Genomic DNA, 25,347 nt, shown 5'->3' with positions numbered 1-25,347 from the left:
CCGACAATATGCAGGCTGAAGCCGACCGTATACCTACTGCCGTCCAAGGCGTTGCGTGCCAAGCTATCTGAAAAAAATGGCTTGGAAAACAATTACCATGACAAATCTTTCCCATCCTGCCCCCCAGTTCTCGACAGGGGATGCCGAAAAACTGAGTGAGCAGCTTTTCAACGTTATCGGTACGGCCACGCCTCTGGATGGCGAGCGCGACCGCAACTACCGGTTGAATACAGGAACCGATGCCGGATGGATTCTGAAAGTCGTCAACTCGACTGAACCTCGAGTTGAAAGCGAGTTTCAGACAGCCATTCTCAGTCATCTCGCCACGCACAGTCCCGAGCTTACCGTGCCTTTTCTCAAGAAAAGTCTTGCCGGTGAATACCTGGCCTCTGCGGTAGCGCCCTCCGGCGAAACCCATGCGGTCCGCCTGGTCAGCTGGTTGCACGGAACGCCGCTTGCCGAGGTCGAGCGCACGTTCGAATTGATGCGCAGCCTTGGCCAATCGTTCGGTGAGATAGATCGTGCACTTCAAGGCTTCATGCATCCAGGCGCGGTACGCGATCTCGACTGGGATTTGCGTCACGCCGCACGTTCGAGTTCACGCCAGCATTTCGTGAAAGATCCTGGCAGAAGGGCCATTCTGGAACGCTTCATTGAACGTTTCGAAAAAACCGTTCAACCGAAGCTTTCGCGACTGCGTGCACAAGTCATTCACAATGACGGCAATGACTGGAATATCCTCGTCGATTCCCGCAATCATCAGAAAGTCTCGGGCATCATCGATTTTGGCGATGCGGTCCATACGATTCTGATTGCCGAAGTCGCCATCACCTGCGCCTATTCCATTCTCGACACGGAAGATCCAATCGGCGCGGCTGCCGCCCTCACGGCCGGTTTCCATGAGAAGTACCCTCTGCAGCCGGAGGAGCTTGACGTCCTCTTCAATCTCATCGCGATGCGCCTGGTCACGAGCGTCACCTTGTCGGCATCGCGATCCGACCGAACGCAAGACAATCCCTACCTTGGTATCAGCGAAGCGCCGGCCTGGCGCCTTCTGGAAAGGATGGATCGCATGAACCCTCGTCTGGCGACTGCGATCCTGCGTAAAGCCTGTGGTTTTGACGCGATCGAAGGCGCTGGAGCGGTTCGCCGCTGGGTCGCCGAAAACAGCAAGTCCTTTGCGGATATCGTGCGTCCATCCGCTGCGACGATGAACAAGGTTATTGCTCCGTTCGGAGACGCTTCGCATGTGATGACTATCGCTTCAGCCGAGCAACGTCCAGCGCAGGCAACGAAGTGGTGGAACGATTTTTCTGCCGAACACAAGGTGCCGCTCGGTATCGGACCATGGGGCGAGGAAAGGACCATCTACACCGACACGGCGTTTGAATCACGATTCATTGAAGGGCAGCGTCGGATCCTTCACGTCGGTGTCGACTTGATCATGCCCGCTGGAACGCCTCTCTATACGCCTGTTGCCGGTGTGGTGCAGAGCGTAGAGGTCGAGCATGAGCCGCTTGGTTATGGTGGTTTGATCATGCTCGAGCACTCGCCTGAAGGTTGCCCGCCATTCCTGACGCTGTGGGGGCATATGGCTCATGAAGCCTTGGCGCGGCTCAAGCCCGGTGACCGCCTGGAGGCTGGCGCGCTTGTGGGATACATGGGGGCGGATACGGAAAATGGCGGATGGATTCCCCATGTGCATTTTCAAATGTCCACGGACACAGCGTTGAAAGCGAGCGAATTCATCGGCGTAGGTGAACGGGCTTATCTTGAGGTATGGGCCGACATTTTTCCCGATGCATCGACACTCGCGGGGATTCCTCCGGAAACCTACAGCCAGGACGGACGCACCAAGGCAGAGATTGTTGCGAAGCGTAAGGAGTTGTTGCTTCCAAACCTGTCGATTTCCTATTCAGATCCGATCAAGTTCGTTCGCGGTGATGGGGTCTGGTTGATCGATAACTTTGGTCGGGCGTATCTGGACTGCTTCAATAACGTGTGCCATCTCGGCCACTCCCACCCAGATGTGGTGCAAGCGCTTTCGCGGCAGGCATCACGCCTGAACACGAACACGCGTTATCTGCACGATAATATCGTTGAGTATGCAGAGCGGCTCACGGCTACCTTGCCTGAAGGTCTGGCAGTCGCTTCCTTCGGCTGTTCGGGAAGTGAAGCAAACAGCCTCATGCTGCGTATGGCGCGCAATCACACGGGGCGTAACGATGCAATTGTGCTGGATTGGGCTTACCACGGCACTACGCAGGAACTGATCGACCTCAGCCCTTACAAGTACAAGCGTAAAGCCGGTAAAGGGCGTGCAGATCATGTGTTTGAGGCGGCCGTCCCGGATGCCTACCGTGGTGTGGATCACTGGTCGTTTGAGGAACTTGGCAAGCGTTTCGCTGAAAGCGTGGCGGATCAGATTGAACTCATGCGCAAGCAGGGCAGATCCCCGGCGTTCTTTTTGGCGGAGTCCATTCCAAGTGTCGCCGGGCAACTTTTCTTCCCGGAAAACTACTTGAAAGAAGTCTATGCAATGGTTCGTGCAGAGGGCGGTCTTTGCCTGGCAGACGAAGTCCAGGTCGGCTTTGGTCGCGTAGGTAGCCATTGGTGGGCTTTTGAAACCCAGGGTGTCGTTCCCGATGCAGTGTCCATGGGCAAACCCATTGGCAATGGACATCCCATGTCGGCGGTTGTGACCACGCGAGAAATTGCAGACAGCTTCAACAATGGCATGGAGTACTTCAATACTTTCGCCGGCAGTCCGGTTTCCTGTGCTGTAGGGCTCTCGGTGCTCGATGTAATTGAGCGCGATAACCTGAAACTCAACGCATTTACCGTTGGCAACTATCTGCTTGACGGCTTCCGTAAGTTGCAGCAGCGATACGATGCAATAGGCGATGTGCGCGGGTTGGGTCTTTTTCTCGGGATAGAACTTGTCACGGACCGCAGAACGAAAGTTCCAGCCACGGAGCTGGCCAGGAAAGTAGCTGATGGTGCCAGGGAGCGAGGTATTTTGATCGGTACTGAAGGCCCGCATGACAATGTTCTGAAAATGCGCCCATCGATGATTTTCAGTCAGACAAACGCTGATTTTCTGCTTGAGGTCCTGGACGAAAGCTTTAAGGCCGCACTCCGGTAGATCGCAGAGGGCGGGGCGTGCGACAAGAAACCTGATTGGAGGATGTGACTACCCGACATAGTGTCGGCCAACTCCGGCAATGTGTCAGGTTGGCTGACACCTTGCCGGGTGCTTTCCAGAAGTGCCTATGCAAGACTTTTCATGAAGGCCGGGTGAATAACCCCAAGAAAATAATAAACAATTCTTCCAAGGTGCCATCCATGCTAACTAAAAAGCTCAAGGGTTTGATTGTCGCTTCTACCGTGGCGGCAGCGGCGCTACTTTCCACCTCAGCTGTTCATGCTGATGATTTGAAGTCGATCCAGGATTCCAAAGAGATCCGTATCGCGATGAGCGGTCAATACTCTCCCTTCAGCTTTGCAAACGAACAGAACCAGATCGTCGGATTCGACGCCTCCATCAGCGAGGCGCTGGCTGAGCGGATGGGGGTAAAGGTGACGATCATCACGACGCCATTCGACGGGATAATTGCAGGACTTCTCGCGAAGAAATATGACGCCATCATCGCTTCGATGACCATTACCCCGGAACGCCAGAAAGCAGTGGATTTTGTTGGGCCTTATTACCACGCTGGCCGAACGATCGTAGTGAAGGACAACTCTTCGATCAAAAGTCTTGATGATCTTAAAGATGTTGTTGTCGGCGTTACCCTTGGGGATGCACACGATAAATGGGCCAGGGCCCGCGGCAACCTGAAGGTGAGAACGTACAAAGGTCTTCCCGAAATGCTTGTCGACCTGGAGGCCGGGCGCATCGATGCGATAGTGATGGACAGTGTTCCGGTGTTGGTCGCCGTCAAAGAAACAGGGCAGAAAGTTCGCATCATTACTCCACCGGATAGCGATGGTGGCATTGAAGGCATGGGCATTGCCCTGCGCAAGAATAACCCTGAGCTCAAGGCGACCATGCAAAAGGCGCTTGAAGACATGCTCGCCGATGGCACCTACGAAAAGATCTCGATGAAGTGGATTGGCAACGATATCCGCTGATTCATGTTCAGCATGGCCCGACCTGTCGTCGGGCCAGCCAATCCGACTTTTCCGAGCGTTCCCATGGATCTGACTCTCATACAACGCACATTCCCGTTTTTCCTGGAGGCGGCCTGGATTACGGTGCAAATCTCTGTACTTGCTCTTCTGCTGGGTTTTCTGGTCGCAATCGTGCTGGTTGCTGCCCGGTTGTCCACTGTTCTCGCATTTCGATACCTTGCAAGACTCTACATCAGCGTTTTTCGCGGCACTCCCTGCCTGGTTCAGCTGTTCATCATTTACTTTGGTGGGCCGCAGATCGGAATTGAACTGGAGCCGTTTGCCGCAGGGGTAATCGGCTTGGGCCTGAACATCGCTGCCTACATGGCGGAATCCATTCGTGGCGCTATCACCAACGTTGACCCAGGCCAGGAAGAAGCTGCACGTTCGATTGGTTTCGGGCGTGGCCAGACCTTATGGTTTATCACGCTGCCACAAGCTGCAAAGTTGATGATCAGGCCGCTGGGAGTGAACGCTGTCGCTCTTATCAAAGGTTCTGCACTGGTGTCGACGATCTCTGTCGTTGAGCTTTCATATACAGCGCAACGCTTTATCAGTTCAACGTACAAACCTTTTGAGATTTTCATGGTGTCGGCACTGCTTTACATCGTGATGGTCTACTCGGTCAGATTTGTTGTTGACTATCTCGATAATCGCTTCGCGGCAAGGTGAGAGCATTCAGATGCAAAGCCTGGATCTTAGTATAGTTACACCCTATTCCGAGCTGCTTGCGACCGGTCTTTGGTGGACGGTTGTGATGTTTGTAAGTTCCAGCATATTGAGTTTGATGGCAGGGGTAGCCTTTGCACTCATCGTTCTTTATGCGCCCAGGGTCCTGGCGCTGCCCGTGCGTTTTATGACGTGGTTGCTCATGGGCACTCCACTGCTTCTTCAGTTGTACTTGATTTATTATGGTCTTGTACAAGTGGGGATTGATATTCCTGCCCTGGTGGCAGGCATCATAGGCCTCAGTTTGCACTTTGCCGTCTACAATGCCGACGTTATTCGTGCCGGTGTGGTATCGGTGGACCCAGGTCAGATTGAAGGTGCCCGCTCCATTGGTCTCAGCCGTGGACAGACTCAGCGTTACATCATCGTACCGCAGGCGCTTCGCAGGACTATTGCGCCGCTGGGAAACAATCTGATTGTCCTGTTGAAGGACACCTCTCTGGTTTCCATAATCGGTATTGCCGAGTTGGTGTACAGCGCGCAACTTGCCGTGAGCGAGACCTATAGCCCGTTTGAGTTTTATCTGACTGTCGCGGTTATTTATTATGCAGCCAATCTAGTTCTCGAAGCCGGTCTGCATCTTCTCGAAAACAAGGTAGAGATGTCACGATGATCAGCAAGGAATTCATGGTTGAGGTGAAGGGCGCTCGCAAGGCTTACGGAGCACTTGAAGTACTCAAGGGAATCGATCTTTCCATATCTCGCGGACAAATTGTCGCCATCATCGGCCCAAGTGGATCTGGCAAAAGCACGCTTCTGCGGTCAATCAACCACCTGGAGGTGCTTGACGATGGCGAGATATGGTTAGAGGGTGAGCAAGTCAATCGGCCATTGAAAGGTCGTGCGTTTGAACAGCATATAAATGCTGTGCGTCAGCAGATGGGTATGGTATTTCAACACTTCAATCTATTTCCGCATTTGACCGTGTATGAAAACATCGCTCTTGGTCCGATAAAACTCAAGGGCCTTACAAAAAAGGCATCTCGTGAGTTGGCAATGGAATACTTGTCAAAAGTTGGCTTGGCCAACAAGTTCGATGAGTATCCTTCTCGCCTGTCAGGCGGACAGAAACAGCGCGTTGCCATAGCAAGGGCACTGGCGATGCAACCAAAAGTCATGTTGTTCGATGAGGCTACATCGGCACTGGACCCTGAGCTTGTCGAAGAGGTCAACCTGGTCATGAAGCAACTCGCTGTGGAGCACATGACAATGTTGATCGTCACTCACGAAATGCGCTTTGCTGGCGAAGTGGCAGACCGGATTGTCTTTATGGACGGCGGGGTTGTGGTGGAGGAGGGGGCACCGCAAGAGATCCTGCAAAACCCTGTCCAGGAACGAACCCGGTCATTCTTGAAAAAACATCTGCACGACAGATAAGTTGCGCCTTCCTGCAAACCTTGCGTGATCTTGCAAAACCTAGTCTCCCAGACCAGACCAGACCAGACCTGCGCTGGCGGACAAACTGGCGGACGTTTTCATCGGCGGTCAGCGACACCGCGGGCGCTCACCTGTACTCATCATGCCGACGCCACCAAGGCCCCGTTTCATTGCGGCCCTTAGGCGCGCGGTCGAGCCATTGGTACATGCTCCACAACCCGTCAAGGCCCCGCGCGTAGGTGGAGTAGGTGTGATAAATCTCGCCGTCCTCCAGCACAAACGTACTCAACCCCGGCCTGTCGCGGGTATAGGTCGGCGCATCGGTACCACAGGTCGCGGCGAATTGTTTCACCGGTTCCGGGATCTGGCTGGCGTCCATGGCATGGCCGCCGCGCTGGTAGTTGTATTCGATCAAGCCTTCGCGCTGCTGCGCTTCGGTGAAGTAGACATTGAAGTCGGCGGTGAAGTCGCTATCGGCGGCCGAGGCCCAAGGGAAGGTCCAGCCCATTCGGCGCTTGTAGGCCTGCAGTTTCGCCAAGGGTGCGCGGGATATCGCCATCAGGGTCACGTCGTGGTTCGCCAGGTGGACGACGACGGGGTCGAAGCCATCGGCGATGGCTGAGCAGGAAGGGCAGCCGGCCGTGTAGTCGGGGCCGAACATGAAGTGGTAGACCAGCAGTTGCGAGCGCCCTTGAAAGAGTTCGGCCAGGGTGGCGCTGCCGTTGTCGGTATCGAAGCGGTACGTCTTGTCGAGGCGAAACCATGGCAATGCCTGGCGTTGCCTGGCCACATCATCGCTGCGTCGGGTCAGCGCCTTTTCCGCTTCAAGCAGTTGCAAACGTGCCGCCAGCCATTGTTCCCGGGTCGCGGTTTTGTGGGTGTTCATCGTTGTACGCTACTGGTGAAAGGTCGTGATTTAGACTAAACCCGGGTATCGAATGATGGGAGTGACAAGCGTGGCGGGATTTCGATGGATTCGCTGATCGCGGCGGCCGCCCAGGCGTTGGCGGCGGGAAACCCGCTGGGCGCTCTGGACCGCGTGGCCTTGCGCGACGATGCGCCGGCCCTGGCCCTGCGCGGTATCGCCATGGCGCAACTGGGCGATCTGGTGCGGGCCAGGGCGCTGGTCAAGCGGGCGCAACGGGCCTTTGCACCCAAGGAAGTACTGGCCCGGGCGCGCTGTGTGGTGGCCGAGGCGGAAATCGCCCTGGCTTCGCGGGAGCTCGGGTGGCCGGTCAAGGCGCTCGAAGCGGCGCGGGTCACCCTTGAACACCACGGTGACCGGGTCAATGCCGCCCATGCGCGTTATCTGCAAATCCGTCGTTTGCTGTTGATCGGCCAGCTCGACGAGGCGCAGCAGTTATTGGCCGGACTCGACCCCGGCCCATTGCCGCCGGCCTTGCGGGCAATCCATGAACTGGTGCTGGCGGGGATCGCTATTCGGCGCCTGCAATCGCACGCGGCGCGGGAGGCGTTGAACAGGGCCGGGCAGGCTGCCGGTCAAGCCGGGATTGCCGCGCTGATGGCTGAGGTCCAACACGCTGTGTATCTGCTCGATGCCCCCGCGGCACGCCTGATTGCCCAGGGTGAAGTACGGCCGCTGTTGCTCGATGATGTTGAAGCGTTGTTCTGTTCAACGTCACTGGTGGTGGACGCCTGCCGGTACGTTGTGTGCGGTTGTGGCATGTCGGTGTCGCTCGCGACGCGGCCGATTCTGTTCGTGCTCGCCCGTGCGTTGGCCGAGGCGTGGCCTGCCGACGTTGAGCGGGAAGTGCTGATCGCCCGGGCGTTCCGTCTGAAGCTTTCGGATGAATCCCATCGCGCCCGGCTTCGCGTGGAAATCGGCAGGCTGCGTAAAGCACTCAAGCCGTTGGCCGGCGTTATCGCGACAGCGCGCGGTTATGCCCTGCAATCACCGGTGTGTACGCATGTGGTGACGCTGGCGCAACCGGTCGAGGAAAAATTTGCCGCGGTGTTTGCCTGCCTCGCCGATGGCGAGTCGTGGTCGAGTTCCGCCCTGGCACTGGCGCTGGGTACCAGCCAGCGCACGGTGCAACGGGCGCTCGATGCGCTGGCGGAGCAGGGCAAGGTGCAGTGGTTTGGCCGTGGTCGCGCGCGGCGCTGGATGACGCCGCCCGTGCCGGGATTCGCGACGACCTTGTTACTCCCGGCGCCGCTGCCCGGTGGCTAGGATGAACCGCACCAACCCCATCGAGGAATGCCAGATGAAACACGCAACTGCTGAAATCATTCGTGAATATGGCCCGTTTGCCGATGTCGACCACGTGTGCGGCGTCACCTGGGATGGCGAAAAGGTCTGGTTCGCATGCAACAGCAAAATCAACGCCCTGGACCCGGAAAGCGGCAAGTTGCTGAGCTCGATCGATGTCGCTGCCCATGCCGGCACCGCGTTTGACGGGGAGCACCTGTTCCAGATCGCCGAAGACCGCATCCACAAGATCGACCCCCGCACCGGTCGCATCCTCTCGACGATTCCTGCTCCCGGCGCAGGCGCCGATTCGGGGCTGACCTGGGCCGAAGGGACGTTGTGGGTGGGCCAGTACCGCGAACGCAAGATTCACCAGATCGACCCCGAGAACGGCAAGATCCTGCGCACCATCGAATCCAACCGTTTCGTCACCGGCGTGACCTGGGTGGACGGCGCGCTGTGGCACGGTACGTGGGAAGGCGATGAAAGCGAACTGCGCCGGATCGATCCGCAATCGGGCGAAGTGCTGCTGAGCCTGAAAATGCCCGAAGGCGTGGGCGTGTCGGGGCTGGAGTCCGATGGTGGCGAGCGGTTGTTCTGCGGTGGCGGCGATAGCGGCAAGGTGAGGGTGGTGCGCCGGCCTGCATGAGTGAGGCCGGGTTACCAAGTGCAACCTGTGTGGGAGCGAGCTTGCTCGCGATTGCAGAGTGTCAGGCAACATCGATGTTGACTGATTTGACGCCATCGCGAGCAAGCTCGCTCCCACAGGGTTAGTGGATGTACGCAAAATCTGCGAGCAACCGAAATCACTGTGGGAGCGAGCCTGCTCGCGAATGCAGAGTGTCAGGCAACATCGATGTTGACTGATTTGACGCCATCGCGAGTAAGCTCGCTCCCACAGGGTTAGTGGATGTACGCAAAATCTGCGAGCAACCGAAATCACTGTGGGAGCGAGCTTGCTCGCGATAGCGGTGGGTCAGTCGATATCAATGTTGAATGTGCTGACCTCATCGCGAGCAAGCTCGCTCCAGTCACTCAGTCCGTTCGTGGATGCTGATCGTTGATGTCGTACCAATCCGCTTTCGAGCTGACAAAAACATGTTTTTGCTTGTTTGGTCGGAACGGCGTATCCAGCGTACCGAGGGCAATCGAAATCCACTCGGAAAACGCTCCGGTCGAGTCAGTCCAGAACAGTGAAGATCCGCAGTGAGAACAGAACTGCCGTGTGACACCCCTGGACGATTCATATGCCTTCAGCGAATCTGCGCCGGTCATGATGCCAAGCGCCGAGGCGGGTGCGCTGGCATAGGTTGCAAATGCAGCCCCATGACCCTTTCGGCATTGGCTGCAATGGCAATGGGTGACGGCTTTCAGCTCGGTCGACAAGCGATATTTGACGGCGCCGCAGAGGCAACTGCCGTGGTGAAACTCATCCATGTAAAGTCATCCGTGGATCGATAGTATTTTTCCGTCCTGCCATGTTTTCTGCTGGTCGAAATCGGTCTAAAAGCCCGGTTGGCAAATGTGTCTGTTTTGCTATCCTCAAAACTGTAGGTGAAGACGCAGACTGATGCGCAAAAGGATAGCAAGGAGACGTGGGGCGCGTTCCGAAGGGTACACGGTTAGAAAGATCCCCGCGCTGGGATCCAGCCCTTATGCCGTGTGAAGCAGAAGAGTTCCATTACAGTTTCACGACTCTTTTGTGGGAGGCCTGATAAACCTTGTAAGCCGGAGACCAGCACCGGCCACCTACTTGTTACATTCACCCACAAAGCCCGCTCAGTGCGGGCTTTTTAATGCCCGCAAGGTGGGTCCGGTCCGCGGCTCAAGGCGCGCCAAACAGCATCGTCCAGTAAACACCGTTGTCGCTGCGCGCGTTGGCGGCGTAAGCGGCACCGACCTGGGTGAACATCGGGTTCATCAGGTTGGCGCAGTGCCCTGGGCTGGCGAGCCAGCCGGCCATGGCCTTGCTGGGTGAACCTTGCCCGGCGGCGATGTTTTCACCGATCTGCCGGCCACGGTAGCCAGCGGCCCTGGCGCGGTCGGAGGGCATGTCACCGTCGGCGTCCTGGTGGGCGAAATAGTTGCCGTAGGCCATATCCTTGCTGTGGCTTTGTGCCGCGGAGCCCAAGGCTGCACTCCAGGACAGCGGCCGTGCGGCGGCGAAACGCTGGCGACCACACAGGCGCGGTTTAGCCCGGGCTGCGTTTACCTGCGCCAGCAACGCCTGAGCGGCGCTGCGTGGATCGCCGGTTTTCCCGTCGAGCACCGGCCGTGCCAGCACCACTTGCCACTCACTCCCAGCGCGGCTGACGCCGATGTCGGCGTATTGATTGTCGAGCAGTGCGGCGCAGTGCTCGTCCTGGAACATATCGAAGGCTTCTTCGGCATCCCGTGCACCCACCACGCGGATGGACCGCACCATGGTGGCCTGATAGCCGGAAGCCTTTAAGCGGTCCCGCAACCCACCGCCATAGCCAACGGGCAGGGCCAGGTTCGACTTGAGCGTCAGGGGTGATAAGCGTTGCGTCGGCCGCCGGTCGCAGCGTTGCGGATGGGCGCGATAATCGTTGATGGCGTCTACCAGTTGCCGTTGCCCATCGGCGTGGGCGGGGCTTGCAAAAACAGGGAGCAGGGAAAACAGGCACAGCGAAGAAAAGCGCAAGGCAACGACAGTTTGGCGCATGGACGGACAACTCTGATGAGATGACAACGAAGAAAGTGGGGAAAAACGCTGGGCTATGACTGGTGCCTTGAAACAAGGTTCACGGCGGGCACCTGTCTATTTGCGGGCGAAGCCATGAGTCCGACGAAGGGTGTCAGGTCGTCGGAAACCGGCAGCAACGGTTGTCACGCCAGCGCTAGGCTGGCTGATCGGTATTGCCTGAAGCAGGCTCTGTCGCGACGTCCGGGGTTTCGCTCGGACGCAGCCTGAAGCGACAGACATGCCCGCCGCGCACCATGCACTCGCTGTGCTCGACTTCACCGCCGCCCAACGCGCCAATCAAGGCCAGGTCCAGCTCGCAGACCACCGGGTGGGCAGCGGCCAGGCGATGAAACACGCAGTTATGCGCGACGATTTCCGGGGTGCCGCCTGAGCGAAAAAACACCTCGGCTTCGTAGCCTGCCTGGTTCATGTGCTGCACGATCCTGGCTTCATCCACGACCTGCTGTTCACGGTCCGAAGCCAGTTTGCGGCCCATGCTGCGCATCAGTGAAGCCAGGGCTTCAGGGCCGATGATGGCAGCGACTTCATCAATCAATACGCTGGCCAGTAGCTGATAATGGCGAGGGAACTGCTCCCGCGCGTGGTCGGTGAGCTGATACAACTGCTCGGGGCGACGGCCCGTCGGCCGGGTGTCGCCGCGCAGCACCAGAGCGTCACGCTCCAGCGCCGCCAGGTGTTGGCGGATCGCCGTGCGCGTGACTGCCAGGTGCTCAGCCAACTCGTCAATGCTCATGCCGCCCCCATGGTGCAGCAGTGCGTTGAGCAGGTCCTGCTGTGTTCGGCCCAGTCCTTCCAGCATGGTGTGCCCTCGCGCGATATCAGAACTTGTCCGGGAATTGCTTGACCAGCGCGCCGGTCAAGGCGTCGGCCAGGGCCAGGATGTGCGTGCGCATCATCGCCCAGGTGCGGGCTTCGCCGGTGTAATCGTGTGCCGAGAATTCATCGATCTGGGCGACGTGGTGACCGCCATGGGCCGACAACATGTTGACCAGCGTGGCTTCAGGCAGATTGGGGTTGGCGGTGGCCAGGAAAGCCGCAATCGCCTTGGCATTGCCGGTCAACTCGGTGACGGCAGCCTGCTTGCCTTTCGCGTCTTTCGCGACGGTGGCATCGCTGTAGTGTTTCACCGCGCCCCAATGACCGGCAAGCAGCTTGAGCAACTGATCGGCTGCCGGTTGGCCGTAGAGCGGGGCGATGCTGTTGGCGATTTTGGTGGCGTTGTCGACCACCTGGTCCGCCGCCACTTTGGCTTGCTTCTGGTCGGCGGATTGATTGGCCAGCGCGTAGTTTCTGATCCAGAAAATGTGTTCGACCCAAAGGTCGCGAAGGACCAGGCGTGTGCTCAGCGCGGGGCTGTCGGCAGCGGCAGGTGAGGCGGCAGGCGTCTGGCTCCAGACCGGTTGCGCACAGAAAGGCAGCAGGAGCAAAGCCAGGATCTTGATATTCATGACGGCACCCTCTGAGAGTGGGAATGTTCGACAATATCAATATAGGCATAAAAATATGTTTTTATTGGGCGTGGGTGAACTCTCGGATTAACGGTCGTATTTCGTCATGGGAAAAGGCACGTTGCACTCAGGTTTTACAACCCTTCACGCAGACGTTTGAGGTAGTCGGGGCTGTCACTGATCGAGTTATGGCCCGTCCCCGCAATGACCTGCAATGACGCCACACCACGGGTGAAGTGACTCAACAGGCGCTCGGTGCTTGGGCGCGCAATCACCTCGTCATGCTCGGCCGCGATCAACAATGTCGGCACGGTGATGCGGGCGGCGTACCGCCAGGACTGAAACTTGTCCTTCAACAACCAGCGCACCGGAAACCAGCGGAACTGACGGGCGGCGAGCCCTTCGAGGCTGTTGTAGGGCGTGATCAGCACCAGTCGCGCCGCCGGACGCTCGCTGGCCAGGCGCACGGCCACCCCGGAACCCAGGCTGCGTCCGACCACTGCCACATGCGGATGGCTGGCATGTACCTGGTCGAACAAGGTGATGGCATCGCGGGCAATGGCCTCTTCGGAAGGCGAGCCGGAACTCCCGCCATAACCCCGGTAATGCAGCAGATACAGGGCGTAGTCAGGGAATGCTTGGGAGAACCCGGGCAGGTTGCGCGAGACGTCTTCGGCATTGCCGCCAAAATAAATCAGCGCGTTGGGACCCTCGTGCGGTCGGATGGACACCAGCACCTGTGCGTCGGCAGTCGGCAGGGTGAGCAGCGTCGCGGCAGTCCCGACGGCGCGCGGTTGCGGGTAGTAAATCAGCGCTCGCTGGAAAACGAACAGCGCCACGCACAGCGCCAGGTACAACGCAGCGACGATGACGACGAGTAACAACAGGGTGCGCGACATTCGACTAACGTTAGTGGGCGGCATTGACTGCTCGGGGTTTGAAAATGGCTGGCGCCGCAAGGCTTTCTGAGTGTAGTCAATCTACCCTTGGCGCGGGTTATCCGTATTGTCGACGCAACAGGCCGGACCCTGGCGACTGGTGAGAAGCGTTTTATGAGCCATCCTGTGGGGTACACCCGTCGAGCAATACTCACGCTGGCTGCCGGTGCTTCGGCGGTCTTCACGTTCGGTCAGGCGGGGGCACAACCCGTGCTGTCGACGGGAACAGGAGGCAAGACCATGCAGACCCGCGCCATTCCTTCCAGCAACGAGTCCTTGCCGATCGTAGGGTTGGGCACTTACCGAGGCTTCGATGTCGAGCCTTCGCAACCGGCCTACAAGGACTTGCCCGCAGTGCTGGATGCCTTGTTTGACAAGGGGGGCAAGCTGATCGACAGCTCGCCTATGTACGGTCGCGCCGAACAGACCGTCGGCGAACTGCTGTCGATCCATGAGCCGCGCTCGCCGGCCTTTCTGGCCACCAAGGTGTGGACCCGGGGCCGCGAAGAAGGCATCGCGCAGATGGAACAATCCTTCGCCCTGCTGCAGACCGACCGGATCGACCTGATGCAGATCCACAACCTGCTGGACTGGCAGACGCACCTGCCGACCCTGCGCCACTGGAAGGAAGCAGGGCGCATCCGCTACATCGGCATCACCCATTACACGGCGTCGGCTTATGAAGAAGTGGAAGCGGTACTCAAGGCCGAACCAGTGGATTTCTTGCAGATCAACTACGCCCTGGATGATCGCGGCGTCGAGAAACGCCTGTTGCCGTTGTGCCGCGAGCGGGGAGTGGCGGTGATCTGCAACCGACCGTTTGGCGGTGGCGACTTGCTGGCCAAACTGAAAGATAAGCCGCTGCCAGGCTGGGCGGCGCAAGTCGGGGTCAAGAGCTGGCCGCAACTGGCACTGAAGTACCTGCTGTCACATTCGGCGGTGACCTGCGTGATTCCCGGCACCGGCAACCCGCGCTACATGGCGGAAAATGTCCGGGCCGGTTTCGGCCCGATGCTCACCGATGCCCAGCGTCAGCAACTGATTGCGCTGGTGGGCTAGCGACGTGTTCAACCCGTTGCGGCGAGTCGCCGAACCTCTCCTATACTGAGTCGCGTCCATGCCGTTGAAAGCGCATTCGCTGCCCTGACGGCGTCCCTGTCCATCACTGCAAGGAGATCGAACATGGCTATCCGCATTGGCGACGAAGCACCGGATTTCACCGCCGACACCACCGAAGGCACCCTCAACTTTCACCAATGGATCGGCGATGGCTGGGCCATCCTGTTTTCCCATCCCAAGGATTTCACCCCGGTGTGCACCACCGAACTGGGTTACCTGGCCAAACTCAAACCGGAATTCGACAAGCGCAACACCAAGGTCCTGGGCCTCAGCGTCGACCCTGTCAGTGACCACAACCGTTGGGTCGGTGACATCGCCGAGACCCAGGGCACGGCGGTGAACTACCCGCTGATCGGCGACGAAAACCTGGTGGTGGCCAAGCTCTACGACATGATCCACCCCAATGCCAGCGGCGGCGCGCGCACGGCAGTGGACAACGCCACGGTGCGTTCGGTGTTCATCGTCGGCCCGGACAAGAAGGTCAAGGCCATGCTGATCTACCCGATGAGCGCCGGGCGCAATTTCGATGAAGTGCTGCGTCTGCTCGACTCCCTGCAACTCAATGCCAAACACACCGTCGCCACGCCAGTGAACTGGCGGCCGGGTGAAGACGTAATCATCCCGACCTCGGTGTCCGACGAAGACGCGAAGAAGAAATACCCGGATGGCTTCAAGACCCTGAAGCCGTATCTGCGGACCGTGGCTCAGCCGAAGTAGTCACCAACAGTCATACCGCCATCGCGAGCAAGCTCGCTCCCACACTGGATCTCTGCTGTACACAGATTTTGTGTTCACCAACGATCCCTGTGGGAGCGAGCTTGCTCGCGATGAGGCCAGTCCTGCTGGCCGAGTATTTCCCTGGTCAAACCAGATACTTGCGAAACCACCCCAACGTCCGTTCCCACGCCAGTTTCGCCGCCGCCTCGTCGAAGCGCGGCGTCGAATCATTGTGAAAGCCATGATTGCAGCCCGGATAAATGTAGGCCTCATAGGTCTTGCCCCCGGCCTTCAACGCTTGCTCATAGGCGGGCCAGCCTTCGTTGATCCGCGTGTCCAGTTCGCCGTAGTGCAGCATCACCGGGGCCTTGATCCGGGGCACTTCCTCGGCCGTTGGCTGACGGCCATAAAACGACACGGCGGCCCCCAGTTCCGGGTAGGCCACCGCGGCGGCGTTGGTCACGCCACCGCCATAGCAGAACCCGGTGATACCGACTTTTCCCGTAGCGGCAGGGTGTTTCATCATCCATTCGACGGCGGCGAAAAAGTCGTTCATCAGCTTTTCCGGGTCGACCTTGGCCTGAAGCTCGCGGCCCTTGTCGTCATTGCCCGGATAACCGCCGACCGAACTCAGGCCGTCCGGAGCGAGGGCGATGAAACCGGACTTGGCCAGCCGCCGGGCCACATCTTCGATGTACGGGTTGAGCCCGCGGTTTTCGTGCACGACCACCACTGCTGGTACTTTGCCGGTGGCTTTGGCGGGACGCACCAGATAACCGCGAACCTGGCCGTGGCCCTTGGGCGACGGGTAGGTGATGTACTCGGCAATAATCTCCGGATCGGTGAAGGAGACCTGCTCGGCCAGCGCATAGTTGGGGCTTAGCGCGGCGAGCAGGGCTCCAGCGGTCAAACCGCCGAAGGTAAACAGCGCCGCACGGTCGAGAAACTCCCGGCGGTTGATCTTGCCGTGGGCGTAGTAGTCGTACAGTTCCAGCAGTTGCGGGGAAAAGTCTTTGGCAGTTAGACGGGTCATTGCTGCAACTCCTCATGACTGGTTTAACACGGACCCTGTGGGAGCGAGCTTGCTCGCGATGGCGGAATGTCATTCAACATAGATGTCGACTGGTCTGCCACTATCGCGAGCAAGCTCGCTCCCACAGGGGGAAGTGGTGATGCCAAAACCTCATTTCACGCTCTGTGCCCCGGCCTTCGCTACCTGCGCATCCTGTTCAGGCTTGACGCCCGACACCCCGACAGCGCCTATCACCTGCCCATCGAAAACAATCGGCACGCCACCCTCAAGCGAAGTCAGCAAGGGTGCCGAGAGGAAAGCGTAGCGCCCGGCGTTGACCATGTCCTCATAGCTTTTCGATTCGCGCCGCCCGAGGGCTGAAGTGCGCGCCTTTTCGGTGGCGATGTAGGCACTGCCTGGCGCGCAGCCATCGAGGCGTTCGAGGGCCAGCGGGTGGCCGCCGTCATCGACCACCACTATGGTCACGGCCCATTGATTGGCCTGTGCTTCGGCGCGGGCGGCGGTGAGTATCTGGCCGACTTCGGCCTGGCTCAGGACAGCTTTGCGGTTCATGGGCATCTCCAGGGGCCGGTTAAGGCAAGTTGGCTTCGACCAGTTCGATCCAGTGCCGCACCGGGGTTCGCCCTGCGCCGTCGAGGTGCGACTGGCAGCCGATGTTGGCCGTGACAATGACCTCGGGATGGCCGCTTTCCAGGGCGTCGAGCTTGTTGTCGCGCAGTTGTCGCGACAGTTCAGGCTGGGTCAGCGAATAGGTGCCCGCCGAACCGCAGCACAGGTGCCCGTCGGGGATGGACGTCAGGTTGAAACCGAGTCCGGTCAGCAGCGCTTCCACGGCACCGCCGAGTTTCTGCCCGTGCTGCAGGGTGCAGGGGCAATGGAAGGCCAAGCGTTGCGAGGCGTGGATGCCGAGTTGCTCCAGCGGTTCGTCGCGCAACACTTCCACCAGATCCCTGGCCAGCGCACTGACCTTTTTTGCCTTGTCGGCATAGGCCGGGTCGCTGGCGAGCAGGTGGCCGTAATCCTTGATGAAGGCGCCGCAACCGCTGGCGGTCTGCACAATCGCCTCGGCGCCTTTTTCCAGGCTCGGCCACCACGCGTCGATGTTGCGCCGGGCACGATCGAGGCCGGCAGCCTGGGCGTCCAGGTGGTAGTCCACGGCGCCGCAGCAACCGGCTTCGGGGCTCGCGATGACGCTGATCCCCAACCGGTCCAGCACCCGCGCCGCCGCGGCATTGGTGTTGGGTGACAGACTGGGCTGCACGCAACCTTCGAGCATCAGCACCTGACGCTCGCGCAGGGTCATGGGTCGCGGCTTGGCCGGGTAGACATTGCGCGGCAACTTGCTTTGCAGGTTGCCGGGCAGCAGCGCGCGGAACACCTGACCGCTATTGACCAGGCTCTTGAACAGCTCTGGATGCGGCACAGTCTGTCGCAAACCCTCGCGCAACAAGCGCTGACCGAGGGGGCGTGGCACCGCCGCATCGACCACCGCCCGCCCGATGTCCAGCAGGTTGTGGTAGTCGACGCCCGACGGACAGGTGGTTTCGCAGTTGCGGCACGACAGGCAGCGGTCCAGGTGCTGCTGGGTCTTTTGCGTGACGTCGTTGCCTTCCAGCACCTGCTTGATCAGGTAAATGCGACCCCGTGGTCCGTCCAGTTCATCGCCGAGCAATTGATAGGTCGGGCACGTGGCATTGCAGAACCCGCAGTGCACGCAGGTGCGCAGGATGCTTTCGGCTTCTGCGGCGCGGGGCAATTTGCTGGCGCGTTCACTCAAGGTCGTCTGCATGGTTCAAAGCTCCGCGTACAGACGTCCGGGGTTGAAGATACCCCGTGGATCGAGCTGTTGTTTCAGGTTGCGGTGATAGCGCATCAGGGCCGGGGGCAGAGGCTGGAATGGAGTGTCGGTCAGGCCGTGGCTGAAGCAGGTGGCATGGCCACCGACCTCGTCGACGACCTGGCGGATGTACGCCGCTTCGGCATCGGATTTCAGCCAGCGCTGGGCGCCCCCCCAGTCGATCAACTGGCGCCCCGGCAACGACAGAAGCGGCGTGTTGTGCGGCAGTGACAGGCGCCAACGCGGTTGGTCTTCATCGAAGAAACTCAAGCGCTGTTCGTTGAGATCGTCCCACCAGCAAGCCTCCAGCCGTTCGCCCCCGAGGCGCTCATGGGCCGCCGATACCGAACCTTCACCGCCCTCAAGCCGCAGGTGCAGACATGAACCGTCGTGACAAGCCGCGCTGATCGGCAACGGCTGCTGGCCCCATTCCGCCAGGCGCAACAAGGCCCGTTCGGCGTCCATTTCCAGGCTGATACTGAGGCACTGCCGGGGTTTGGGCAGCACTTTGAGGGAAACTTCGGTAATCAGCCCGAGGCTGCCGTAACTGCCGGCCATCAGGCGCGACAGGTCGTAGCCGGCGACGTTTTTCATCACCTCGCCACCGAAGCGCAACAGCTTGCCTTGCCCTGTGATGACCCGCGTGCCGAGCACGAAATCGCGCACCGAACCGGACCACGGGCGCCGTGGCCCGGACAGCCCGCAGGCGATCATGCCGCCGACGGTGGCGCCGTCGCCGAAGGACGGTGGCTCGCAGGGCAGCATCTGTTGCGCGGCGTCCAGCACCTGCGTCAGTTGCGACAACGGTGTGCCGCAACGGGCGGTGATCACCAGTTCAGTCGGGTCGTAACTGACGATACCCCGGTGCGAGCGGGTGTCGAGAATCTCCCCGGCCGTGGTGCGGCCGAGAAAGGCTTTGCTGTTGGACCCCTGGATGCGCAAGGGCGTGGCGTTTTCCAGCGCCTGATTGACCTGTTCCAGCAGTGACTGGCTGTCATCGAAATCTTCAGGGCCGTGCATCAGAAGCGCTCCAGCTCGGGGAAGGGCAATTGACCGCCATGTATGTGCATGGCACCGAATTCGGCGCAGCGGTGCAGGGTCGGAATGTTCTTGCCGGGGTTGAGCAGGCCGCTGGGGTCGAAGGCGGCCTTGATGGCATGGAACAGGGTCAGCTCATCGCTGTTGAACTGCGCGCACATCTGGTTGATCTTCTCGCGGCCCACGCCGTGTTCACCGGTGATGCTGCCGCCGACTTTCACGCACAACTCCAGAATCTTGCCGCCCAGGGCTTCGGCCCGATCAAGTTCACCGGGTTGATTGGCATCGAACAGGATCAGCGGGTGCATGTTGCCGTCGCCGGCATGGAACACGTTGGCCACCCGCAGGCCGTATTCGTTCGAAAGCTCGGCGATAGCGTGCAGTACGCCGGGCAGTTCGCGACGGGGAATGGTGCCGTCCATGCAGTAGTAGTCCGGCGAGAGGCGACCCACCGCCGGGAAGGCATTCTTGCGTCCGGCCCAGAACAGCACGCGCTCGGCTTCGTCCTTGGCCTGGCGTAACTCGGTGGCGCCGGCCTGTTGCAGTACCTGGCGCACCCGGTCGCAGTCATCAGAAACATCGGCTTCGACACCATCGAGCTCGCACAGCAGAATGGCCTGGGCATCCACCGGATAACCGGCGTGGATGAAGTCCTCGGCGGCGCGGATGGCCAGGTTGTCCATCATTTCCAGGCCACCGGGGATGATGCCGGCGGCAATGATGTCGCCGACGGCGCGCCCGGCTTTTTCCACGGAATCGAACGCCGCCAGCAGCACTTTGGCGGTCTGCGGCTTGGGCAGCAGCTTGACCGTGACCTCGGTGATCACCCCGAGCAGGCCTTCGGAGCCGGTGAACAGCGCCAGCAGGTCGAAACCGGGGGCGTCGAGGGCGTTGGAGCCCAGGCTCAGGTGCTCGCCATCGACGGTGAGGATGTCGACCTTGAGCACGTTGTGTACGGTCAGGCCGTACTTCAAGCAGTGCACGCCACCGGCATTTTCCGCGACGTTGCCGCCGATGGAACAGGCGATTTGCGAGGAAGGATCCGGCGCGTAATACAGGCCGAAGGGTGCCACTGCCTGGGAAATCGCCAGATTGCGTACGCCGGGCTGAACCCGTGCGGTACGGGCGGCTGGATCGATGTGCAGGATGTTGTTGAAGCGCGCCATCACCAGCAGCACGCCTTTCTCCAGGGGCAACGCGCCGCCGGACAACCCGGTCCCCGCGCCACGGGCCACGACGGGGACGCGCAGTTCATGGCAGACCCGCAGCACCCCCTGGACTTCGTCGATGGATCGGGGCAGCACCACCAGCATCGGCGTGGTGCGGTAGGCCGACAGCCCGTCGCATTCGTAGGGCTTGGTTTCCTCGCGCTGATGCAGGATCTCAAGAGCTGGCAAGCGGGTTTTCAGGGCGTGCAACAGCGCCTGTTTGTCGACGTCGGGCAAGGCGCCGTCAACGCGTTCATCGTAGAGAATGTTCATCGGCGCTCGACACTCGTTTTGTTGATGCGTGAGGTCTGTTTACGCGGTCCACTGTCTTAATCATTGGCCCGTCAGGCCCAGCTGTCCATGGGATCGTTGTCTGCTCGACGTACCACCATCCATAGATGTGGGAGCGAGCTTGCTCGCGATAGCGGCAGACCAGTCGACATCTATGTTGAATGACACTCCGCCATCGCGAGCAAGCTCGCTCCCACAGGGATCAATGTCCGCCCACCACCATATGGCTGAACGGCGCGACGTAGGCCTGCAGCGTCACCAGGCCACCGACCAGGATCGCCAGCACAATCGAGTGGAAGAACACGTAGCGCAGGATTTCCCCTTCATGGCCGTACCAGCGGGTGGCGGTGGAGGCGACCACGATCGACTGGGCGTCGACCATCTTGCCCATGACCCCACCGGAACTGTTGGCTGCAGCCATCAACACCGGGCTGATACCCAACTGCTCGGACGTCACCCGCTGCAGGCCGCCGAACAGCACGTTGGACGCGGTGTCCGAACCTGTCAACGCCACGCCGAGCCAGCCGAGCAGGGTGCCGAACATCGGGTAGAAAATGCCCGTCGCGGCGAAAGCCAGGCCCATGGTCGCATCCAGGCCCGAGTAGCGCGTGAGGAAGCCCAGCGCGAGCATCGCCACTATGGTGATCAGCGAATAACGCACCACCCACAAAGTGCGCAGGTACTGGTGAATCAGTTGCGGGATCGAGTACCCCATCAGCAAACCGCCGACAATCGCCGCCAGCAGAATGCCGCTGCCGGTGGCGGTGAACCATGTGAACTTGTACACCGCTTCTTCGGTTTTCGGCGCGGCCACCACGGGCGGGACTTTCTCGACCTGCAAGTGCAGAGTGGTGAAGGTCACGACCGGCGCAAACAGCGGGTTCGCCTCGCGCATCGGCTTGCCCTGAGGATCGAGCTTGGCGGCACTGGTTTGCGGGTCGATGGCGGGGCGGGTGTCGAAGGTGTTCTTGAAGCCCTGGGTGCCCCAGATGAACACGAAGACCGTGAGGATGAGCCACGGCATCCACGCCCGCATCACTGCCGGTTTTGCTTCATTGGCAAAGGTTGCAGTGGGTACAGGCTTTTCGTCGTGCTCGACATCGATCTTCGAGTTGTCGACCCGGCCGGACAGGGCGGCGGAGGTATGCACGGTGGCCGGTTTCCACACCTTGAGGAAACCGGTCAGGCAGGCCATGGAAATCAGTGCGGCGATCACGTCCACCAGCATCGGCCCGTGATAGTTGGACACCAGGAACTGCGGCACGGCAAAACTGACCCCGGCCACCAGGATCGCCGGCCAGATTTCCACCATCTTGCGCCAGCCGGCAAAGGCCCAGATCAACCAGAACGGCACCAGCACCGAGAAGAACGGCAACTGCCGGCCGACCATCATCGACAGCTCCATTTCATCCAGCCCGGTGACCTTGGCCAGGGTGATGATCGGTGTGCCGAGGGCGCCGAACGCCACGGGGGCGGTGTTGGCGATCAGTGCCAGCCCTGAAGCGGCGAGCGGCGAAAACCCCAGCCCGATCAGAATCGCCCCGGTCACCGCCACCGGCGTACCGAAACCGGCCGCGCCCTCGAAAAACGCCCCGAAGCAGAAGGCGATCAGCAGCAATTGCAGGCGCCGGTCATCGGTGATGCGCGCCAGGGAGTCTTGCAGCACCTTGAACGAACCGTTCTCGGTGGTCAGGCGATGCAGGAAGATGATGTTCAACACGATCCAGCCAATCGGCAGCAGGCCGTTGGCCGCACCGAACAGCGCCGCGGAACCGGCCATGCTCGCCGGCATGCCGAAGGCGAAGATCGAGATCAGCAAGGCCGAGACCAGGGCGAGCAACGCCGCCAGGTGCGCCTTGATATGAAAAAAAGCGAGGGCCGCCAGCATCACCACCACCGGCACAGCCGCCATGAGCGTTGAAAGCACCGGGTTACCGAACGGATCGTAGACTTGCTGCCAGACCATGTTCCACCTCTGCTTTTTATTGTTGGACGTGCAGATCCCCTGGGGGAGGTGGCCTTGAGTATAGGTGGCATTGCGCCGCTGTCAGGGCCGGCCTCCGGTCCTGCCAATCGGCGCATTCCGGAGGGCTGAGCTAGCATGGCCAGTAGGGTTTGAATTCAGTCAGGGGAGCAATGCAGTCATGACCGAGCGCCATATGGAGCACAAGGAAACGCTATCGAACGGATGCAACATCAAAGTCAAGGCAGAGATATTGAAGGACGGTTCGTTGGGCATGTTCATCGGTGTCTATCGGCCGGACGGCTCGGCGATCGATGAGAACCACGACCCGCGGCCGCACATGCTGGACATGGAAGCGGCGATGGATTGGGGGATTGATATTGCCAAGGGGATCGGCAATAGCCAGCGAACGTTGTGAGCGGTTGCCGTCCGTGCCCGGGCGACCGGCGGTCGCTGTCAGAACCCGAACGAACGGGCCGAGCCTTTTGCCAGTTCGACATCCAGCAGATGCTCGACCAGCACGTCATTCAAAAAACGGAACTGATCATTGAGCCCGACCACTTCGTTGCTGAAGTGATGATCGGCTGCCGGGATCAGCAACGCCTCGAACTTCTCGTCGAACAGAAGAGTCAACTCTTTACGTGACTCGAACTCCTGCGCGTAGAAATTGTTGCCGAACACCGGAAAACGTACGGCGAGGGTGACAGTGTGAATCATGATGTTTGTTCCTCGCTCAGGACGTACCAGGCAAACACACTCAATGTGAACGCCGTCAGGGCCAGGCAGGTCAGCAGATGGATCAGCATGAGGTTCCCCTCCGATTCGGGGTTTCGTGTTGGCTTGGAATTGATCCTACGCTGACGGCGTTCAAGCGGAAGGCAATCGCGGCGATGGTGAATATCGACGCAAGTGATGGTGGTTTTTGTGTTGTTGATGCGGACCCCTTCGCGAGCAAGCCCGCTCCCACAGGTTCACCGCCGACCAGGGTGGGAGCGGGCTTGCTCGCGAAGGCGGCCTCAAGGGCACCGCCACCTATACTTAAACCGATGGTTTCGAGTGTCGGGCATTTCGTCCGGTGCACACTGCGGGAAGTCGCAATCTTGAGCCTGCGTTCGCTGATCGTCGCCGTGCTGGTGGTGTTGGCGGGGTGCGCCACACCGCCGCGTGCGCCAGTGGAAGTGGCGCCGGTCATCGTCTCAACGAGCACCTGGCAGCAAGTGGACCGGGAGATCGTCGCTGCGTCGCAGTCAGCCACCGAGCAAACCAGAATCTACGCCCGCGGCGCCATGGAGTACTGGCGCACACGGGTCTATGAGTTGACCGAACAGAATTTCATTCCGTGGTTCAGCAGCTACTGGACCCAGGAATGGCTGTCGGTGAAGGTCAGCTGGTACACCCTCAGCGCCAAGGGTGAGCAGGACGCATCGGAAAAACGCCTGGCGGCGTACCTGCTCGAAGCCTATCAGGAGAAGGTCCTGGCCCCGGCGGCATTGGAAGTCGATCCCGATGCGATTCTCGGTCTGGCAGCGGCGTTCTACGTCGACATCCTCAAGGAAGAGCTGCAGAAAATCTCCACCCGCCACGGCGTGCCGATGGCCCAGCTCAACGGGCGCATCCAGAAAATCCCGGCCATCGCCCTCGGGCCGCCGCCGGCGCGGGACGCCTCGTTGTACCAGATCGTGCACACCGAATCGCTGAACACCTTGCCGGCCTTCGCCGCGCTGGTCGACAAAATCCACAAGGCCGGTGGCGACAAGGGGGTGGGCTCGACCGACACCGCGATGGCGCCGGTGGCCAGGCGCGCCAGCCGGCGGATGGAAGCCGAGATGGCCCCGCGCGGGGCCGCCAGCGCCGTGGCCGCGGCAGCCGGGAGACTCGCCGGTGGCTTGATCACGATAGGGGTGGCGGGCATTCGCGCACTGATTCAGGCCAATGACCGGCCCGACAGCGAGGCGCTGATCCGCAGCAGCCTGGGCAATACCTTCGACAAGGCCTGGCTCAAACTGGTGCAGAACCCGACCACCGGCGTCATGGCTGGCACGCTTTACATGGCGGGGCAGATCGAAGGCAGCCTGGCGGTGAGTACTGAACCACCGGTCGGTTTGAGTACCGGCACTGTCGATTGGACGCCAGCGCAATCGACTACCCAGCAGAACACCCCATGACCCAAGGAGAAATACTCATGTCTTATGTCGATGGTTTTATCGCTGCCGTACCCACCGCCAACCGTGAGCAATACATCAAACACGCCGAAATCGCCGCCTCGATTTTCAAGGAAAACGGTGCCTTGAGCGTGGTCGAATGCTGGGGCGAGGATGTCCCGGAAGGCAAGGTCACCTCGTTTCCAATGTCGGTGAAGCTCAAGGAAGGCGAAACCGTTGCCTTTGGCTGGATCGTCTGGCCGGACAAGGCCAGGCGCAATGCCGGAATGGACAAGATGATGCAGGACCCGCGCATGAAGCCGGACGTCAATCCGATGCCCTTCGATGGCCAGCGCATGGTGTACGGCGGGTTCGAATTGCTCCTCCAGGCCTGACGC

General features: G+C 60.1%; 25 protein-coding genes. 12 read left to right on the top strand and 13 right to left on the bottom strand.

Going from position 1 to position 25,347, the window contains the following annotated elements:
- The first annotated feature begins 97 nt into the window (after positions 1–97).
- From ABIE16_RS15495 to ABIE16_RS15475, 5 genes are all read left to right on the top strand, one after another.
- Positions 98–3,145: an aminotransferase class III-fold pyridoxal phosphate-dependent enzyme gene (locus ABIE16_RS15495; protein WP_429521664.1), complete on the top strand. Its 3,048-nt coding sequence runs from the start codon at positions 98–100 to the stop codon at positions 3,143–3,145.
- Positions 3,146–3,345: 200 nt separating this feature from the next.
- Positions 3,346–4,134, top strand: coding sequence for an ABC transporter substrate-binding protein (locus ABIE16_RS15490; protein WP_154861998.1), 789 nt, complete (start codon positions 3,346–3,348; stop codon positions 4,132–4,134).
- A 63-nt stretch (positions 4,135–4,197) separates the two neighbouring features.
- Positions 4,198–4,845, top strand: a complete 648-nt coding sequence (locus tag ABIE16_RS15485) for an amino acid ABC transporter permease (protein WP_102671893.1) — start codon at positions 4,198–4,200, stop codon at positions 4,843–4,845.
- Positions 4,846–4,855: 10 nt separating this feature from the next.
- Positions 4,856–5,515: an amino acid ABC transporter permease gene (locus ABIE16_RS15480; RefSeq protein WP_102671892.1), complete on the top strand. Its 660-nt coding sequence runs from the start codon at positions 4,856–4,858 to the stop codon at positions 5,513–5,515.
- On the top strand, positions 5,512–6,279 hold the full coding sequence (locus ABIE16_RS15475) for an amino acid ABC transporter ATP-binding protein (RefSeq protein WP_429521488.1): 768 nt from the start codon (positions 5,512–5,514) through the stop codon (positions 6,277–6,279). The genes ABIE16_RS15480 and ABIE16_RS15475 overlap by 4 nt, the downstream gene beginning before the upstream one ends.
- A 127-nt stretch (positions 6,280–6,406) precedes the next feature.
- Here ABIE16_RS15475 and ABIE16_RS15470 read toward each other — a convergent pair whose 3' ends face one another.
- Positions 6,407–7,165, bottom strand: a complete 759-nt coding sequence (locus ABIE16_RS15470; protein ID WP_154947392.1) for a DUF899 domain-containing protein — start codon at positions 7,163–7,165, stop codon at positions 6,407–6,409.
- 84 nt (positions 7,166–7,249) lie between these two features.
- Between ABIE16_RS15470 and ABIE16_RS15465 the strand changes: the two genes are divergently transcribed.
- The gene (locus ABIE16_RS15465; RefSeq protein WP_429521487.1) at positions 7,250–8,470 is read left to right on the top strand and encodes a helix-turn-helix domain-containing protein; all 1,221 of its coding nucleotides are present in this window, start codon (positions 7,250–7,252) and stop codon (positions 8,468–8,470) included.
- A gap of 34 nt (positions 8,471–8,504) precedes the next feature.
- Positions 8,505–9,137, top strand: a complete 633-nt coding sequence (locus ABIE16_RS15460) for a PQQ-binding-like beta-propeller repeat protein (RefSeq protein ID WP_429521486.1) — start codon at positions 8,505–8,507, stop codon at positions 9,135–9,137.
- Positions 9,138–9,523: 386 nt separating this feature from the next.
- Here ABIE16_RS15460 and ABIE16_RS15455 read toward each other — a convergent pair whose 3' ends face one another.
- The 5 genes from ABIE16_RS15455 to ABIE16_RS15435 form a co-directional block, all read right to left on the bottom strand.
- Complete coding sequence (locus ABIE16_RS15455; RefSeq protein WP_429521485.1) at positions 9,524–9,925, bottom strand: GFA family protein; 402 nt, start codon at positions 9,923–9,925, stop codon at positions 9,524–9,526.
- 388 nt (positions 9,926–10,313) lie between these two features.
- Positions 10,314–11,174, bottom strand: a complete 861-nt coding sequence (locus tag ABIE16_RS15450) for a CAP domain-containing protein (RefSeq protein ID WP_150814604.1) — start codon at positions 11,172–11,174, stop codon at positions 10,314–10,316.
- A gap of 175 nt (positions 11,175–11,349) precedes the next feature.
- The gene (locus tag ABIE16_RS15445; RefSeq protein ID WP_429521484.1) at positions 11,350–12,015 is read right to left on the bottom strand and encodes a helix-turn-helix transcriptional regulator; all 666 of its coding nucleotides are present in this window, start codon (positions 12,013–12,015) and stop codon (positions 11,350–11,352) included.
- Positions 12,016–12,034: 19 nt separating this feature from the next.
- Positions 12,035–12,664 carry a hypothetical protein gene (locus ABIE16_RS15440; RefSeq protein ID WP_429521483.1) on the bottom strand — a complete coding sequence of 210 codons (630 nt, stop codon included), beginning with the start codon at positions 12,662–12,664 and terminating at the stop codon, positions 12,035–12,037.
- 134 nt (positions 12,665–12,798) lie between these two features.
- A complete protein-coding gene (locus tag ABIE16_RS15435; protein WP_340316974.1) occupies positions 12,799–13,587 on the bottom strand; it encodes an alpha/beta hydrolase in 789 nt (262 codons plus the stop codon).
- A gap of 129 nt (positions 13,588–13,716) precedes the next feature.
- Here ABIE16_RS15435 and ABIE16_RS15430 point away from each other — a divergent pair, with 129 nt between their 5' ends.
- Both ABIE16_RS15430 and ABIE16_RS15425 read left to right on the top strand, forming a co-directional pair.
- A complete protein-coding gene (locus tag ABIE16_RS15430; protein WP_218497705.1) occupies positions 13,717–14,661 on the top strand; it encodes an aldo/keto reductase in 945 nt (314 codons plus the stop codon).
- 123 nt (positions 14,662–14,784) lie between these two features.
- Positions 14,785–15,438, top strand: a complete 654-nt coding sequence (locus ABIE16_RS15425; RefSeq protein WP_056727305.1) for a peroxiredoxin — start codon at positions 14,785–14,787, stop codon at positions 15,436–15,438.
- A 145-nt stretch (positions 15,439–15,583) separates the two neighbouring features.
- Here the strand turns inward: ABIE16_RS15425 and yghX are convergent, their stop codons facing one another.
- From yghX to ABIE16_RS15395, 6 genes are all read right to left on the bottom strand, one after another.
- Entirely contained in the window at positions 15,584–16,471 is an 888-nt protein-coding gene (yghX, locus tag ABIE16_RS15420; RefSeq protein ID WP_218497703.1) for a YghX family hydrolase, read from the bottom strand.
- Between the two features lie 150 nt (positions 16,472–16,621).
- Complete coding sequence (locus ABIE16_RS15415; protein WP_090456193.1) at positions 16,622–17,023, bottom strand: heme-binding protein; 402 nt, start codon at positions 17,021–17,023, stop codon at positions 16,622–16,624.
- A gap of 19 nt (positions 17,024–17,042) precedes the next feature.
- A complete protein-coding gene (gene glcF, locus ABIE16_RS15410) occupies positions 17,043–18,260 on the bottom strand; it encodes a glycolate oxidase subunit GlcF (protein ID WP_429521482.1) in 1,218 nt (405 codons plus the stop codon).
- Positions 18,261–18,263: 3 nt separating this feature from the next.
- Positions 18,264–19,328 carry a glycolate oxidase subunit GlcE gene (gene glcE, locus ABIE16_RS15405; protein ID WP_429521481.1) on the bottom strand — a complete coding sequence of 355 codons (1,065 nt, stop codon included), beginning with the start codon at positions 19,326–19,328 and terminating at the stop codon, positions 18,264–18,266.
- Positions 19,328–20,827 (bottom strand): glycolate oxidase subunit GlcD, encoded by a 1,500-nt coding sequence (gene glcD / locus ABIE16_RS15400; protein WP_429521480.1) that lies wholly within the window; start codon positions 20,825–20,827, stop codon positions 19,328–19,330. Before glcD ends, glcE begins: the two co-directional genes overlap by 1 nt.
- A 220-nt stretch (positions 20,828–21,047) precedes the next feature.
- Positions 21,048–22,811 carry an L-lactate permease gene (locus ABIE16_RS15395; RefSeq protein ID WP_340316957.1) on the bottom strand — a complete coding sequence of 588 codons (1,764 nt, stop codon included), beginning with the start codon at positions 22,809–22,811 and terminating at the stop codon, positions 21,048–21,050.
- A 178-nt stretch (positions 22,812–22,989) separates the two neighbouring features.
- Here ABIE16_RS15395 and ABIE16_RS15390 point away from each other — a divergent pair, with 178 nt between their 5' ends.
- Complete coding sequence (locus tag ABIE16_RS15390) at positions 22,990–23,226, top strand: hypothetical protein (RefSeq protein ID WP_090456183.1); 237 nt, start codon at positions 22,990–22,992, stop codon at positions 23,224–23,226.
- Positions 23,227–23,264: 38 nt separating this feature from the next.
- On the opposite strand, the gene ABIE16_RS15385 is transcribed toward ABIE16_RS15390, so the two are convergent.
- Positions 23,265–23,525 (bottom strand): hypothetical protein, encoded by a 261-nt coding sequence (locus ABIE16_RS15385; RefSeq protein WP_090456182.1) that lies wholly within the window; start codon positions 23,523–23,525, stop codon positions 23,265–23,267.
- A gap of 383 nt (positions 23,526–23,908) precedes the next feature.
- Between ABIE16_RS15385 and ABIE16_RS15380 the strand changes: the two genes are divergently transcribed.
- Both ABIE16_RS15380 and ABIE16_RS15375 read left to right on the top strand, forming a co-directional pair.
- Positions 23,909–24,973, top strand: a complete 1,065-nt coding sequence (locus ABIE16_RS15380; protein WP_429521479.1) for a hypothetical protein — start codon at positions 23,909–23,911, stop codon at positions 24,971–24,973.
- A 17-nt stretch (positions 24,974–24,990) separates the two neighbouring features.
- The gene (locus tag ABIE16_RS15375) at positions 24,991–25,344 is read left to right on the top strand and encodes a DUF1428 domain-containing protein (protein ID WP_090456179.1); all 354 of its coding nucleotides are present in this window, start codon (positions 24,991–24,993) and stop codon (positions 25,342–25,344) included.
- The last annotated feature ends 3 nt before the right edge of the window (positions 25,345–25,347 follow it).

Origin of the sequence: Pseudomonas sp. 2725 (assembly GCF_050434585.1) — a bacterium.
In the GTDB taxonomy this organism is placed as follows: domain Bacteria; phylum Pseudomonadota; class Gammaproteobacteria; order Pseudomonadales; family Pseudomonadaceae; genus Aquipseudomonas; species Aquipseudomonas jessenii.
The sequence above is the reverse complement of the archived record's forward strand: the minus strand, read 5'-3'. Positions and strand labels throughout refer to the sequence as shown.

Coding starts and splice junctions, on each gene's coding strand:
- ABIE16_RS15495 (WP_429521664.1), top strand. CDS start 98: ATGACAAATCTTTCCCATCCTGCCCCCCAGTTCTCGACAGGGGATGCC.
- ABIE16_RS15415 (WP_090456193.1), bottom strand. CDS start 17,023: ATGAACCGCAAAGCTGTCCTGAGCCAGGCCGAAGTCGGCCAGATACTC.
- ABIE16_RS15450 (WP_150814604.1), bottom strand. CDS start 11,174: ATGCGCCAAACTGTCGTTGCCTTGCGCTTTTCTTCGCTGTGCCTGTTT.
- ABIE16_RS15425 (WP_056727305.1), top strand. CDS start 14,785: ATGGCTATCCGCATTGGCGACGAAGCACCGGATTTCACCGCCGACACC.
- ABIE16_RS15435 (WP_340316974.1), bottom strand. CDS start 13,587: ATGCCGCCCACTAACGTTAGTCGAATGTCGCGCACCCTGTTGTTACTC.
- glcD (WP_429521480.1), bottom strand. CDS start 20,827: ATGAACATTCTCTACGATGAACGCGTTGACGGCGCCTTGCCCGACGTC.
- yghX (WP_218497703.1), bottom strand. CDS start 16,471: ATGACCCGTCTAACTGCCAAAGACTTTTCCCCGCAACTGCTGGAACTG.
- ABIE16_RS15490 (WP_154861998.1), top strand. CDS start 3,346: ATGCTAACTAAAAAGCTCAAGGGTTTGATTGTCGCTTCTACCGTGGCG.
- ABIE16_RS15455 (WP_429521485.1), bottom strand. CDS start 9,925: ATGGATGAGTTTCACCACGGCAGTTGCCTCTGCGGCGCCGTCAAATAT.
- ABIE16_RS15385 (WP_090456182.1), bottom strand. CDS start 23,525: ATGATTCACACTGTCACCCTCGCCGTACGTTTTCCGGTGTTCGGCAAC.
- ABIE16_RS15395 (WP_340316957.1), bottom strand. CDS start 22,811: ATGGTCTGGCAGCAAGTCTACGATCCGTTCGGTAACCCGGTGCTTTCA.
- glcF (WP_429521482.1), bottom strand. CDS start 18,260: ATGCAGACGACCTTGAGTGAACGCGCCAGCAAATTGCCCCGCGCCGCA.
- ABIE16_RS15485 (WP_102671893.1), top strand. CDS start 4,198: ATGGATCTGACTCTCATACAACGCACATTCCCGTTTTTCCTGGAGGCG.
- ABIE16_RS15480 (WP_102671892.1), top strand. CDS start 4,856: ATGCAAAGCCTGGATCTTAGTATAGTTACACCCTATTCCGAGCTGCTT.
- ABIE16_RS15375 (WP_090456179.1), top strand. CDS start 24,991: ATGTCTTATGTCGATGGTTTTATCGCTGCCGTACCCACCGCCAACCGT.
- glcE (WP_429521481.1), bottom strand. CDS start 19,328: ATGCACGGCCCTGAAGATTTCGATGACAGCCAGTCACTGCTGGAACAG.
- ABIE16_RS15430 (WP_218497705.1), top strand. CDS start 13,717: ATGAGCCATCCTGTGGGGTACACCCGTCGAGCAATACTCACGCTGGCT.
- ABIE16_RS15390 (WP_090456183.1), top strand. CDS start 22,990: ATGACCGAGCGCCATATGGAGCACAAGGAAACGCTATCGAACGGATGC.
- ABIE16_RS15460 (WP_429521486.1), top strand. CDS start 8,505: ATGAAACACGCAACTGCTGAAATCATTCGTGAATATGGCCCGTTTGCC.
- ABIE16_RS15445 (WP_429521484.1), bottom strand. CDS start 12,015: ATGCTGGAAGGACTGGGCCGAACACAGCAGGACCTGCTCAACGCACTG.
- ABIE16_RS15465 (WP_429521487.1), top strand. CDS start 7,250: ATGGATTCGCTGATCGCGGCGGCCGCCCAGGCGTTGGCGGCGGGAAAC.
- ABIE16_RS15470 (WP_154947392.1), bottom strand. CDS start 7,165: ATGAACACCCACAAAACCGCGACCCGGGAACAATGGCTGGCGGCACGT.
- ABIE16_RS15440 (WP_429521483.1), bottom strand. CDS start 12,664: ATGAATATCAAGATCCTGGCTTTGCTCCTGCTGCCTTTCTGTGCGCAA.
- ABIE16_RS15475 (WP_429521488.1), top strand. CDS start 5,512: ATGATCAGCAAGGAATTCATGGTTGAGGTGAAGGGCGCTCGCAAGGCT.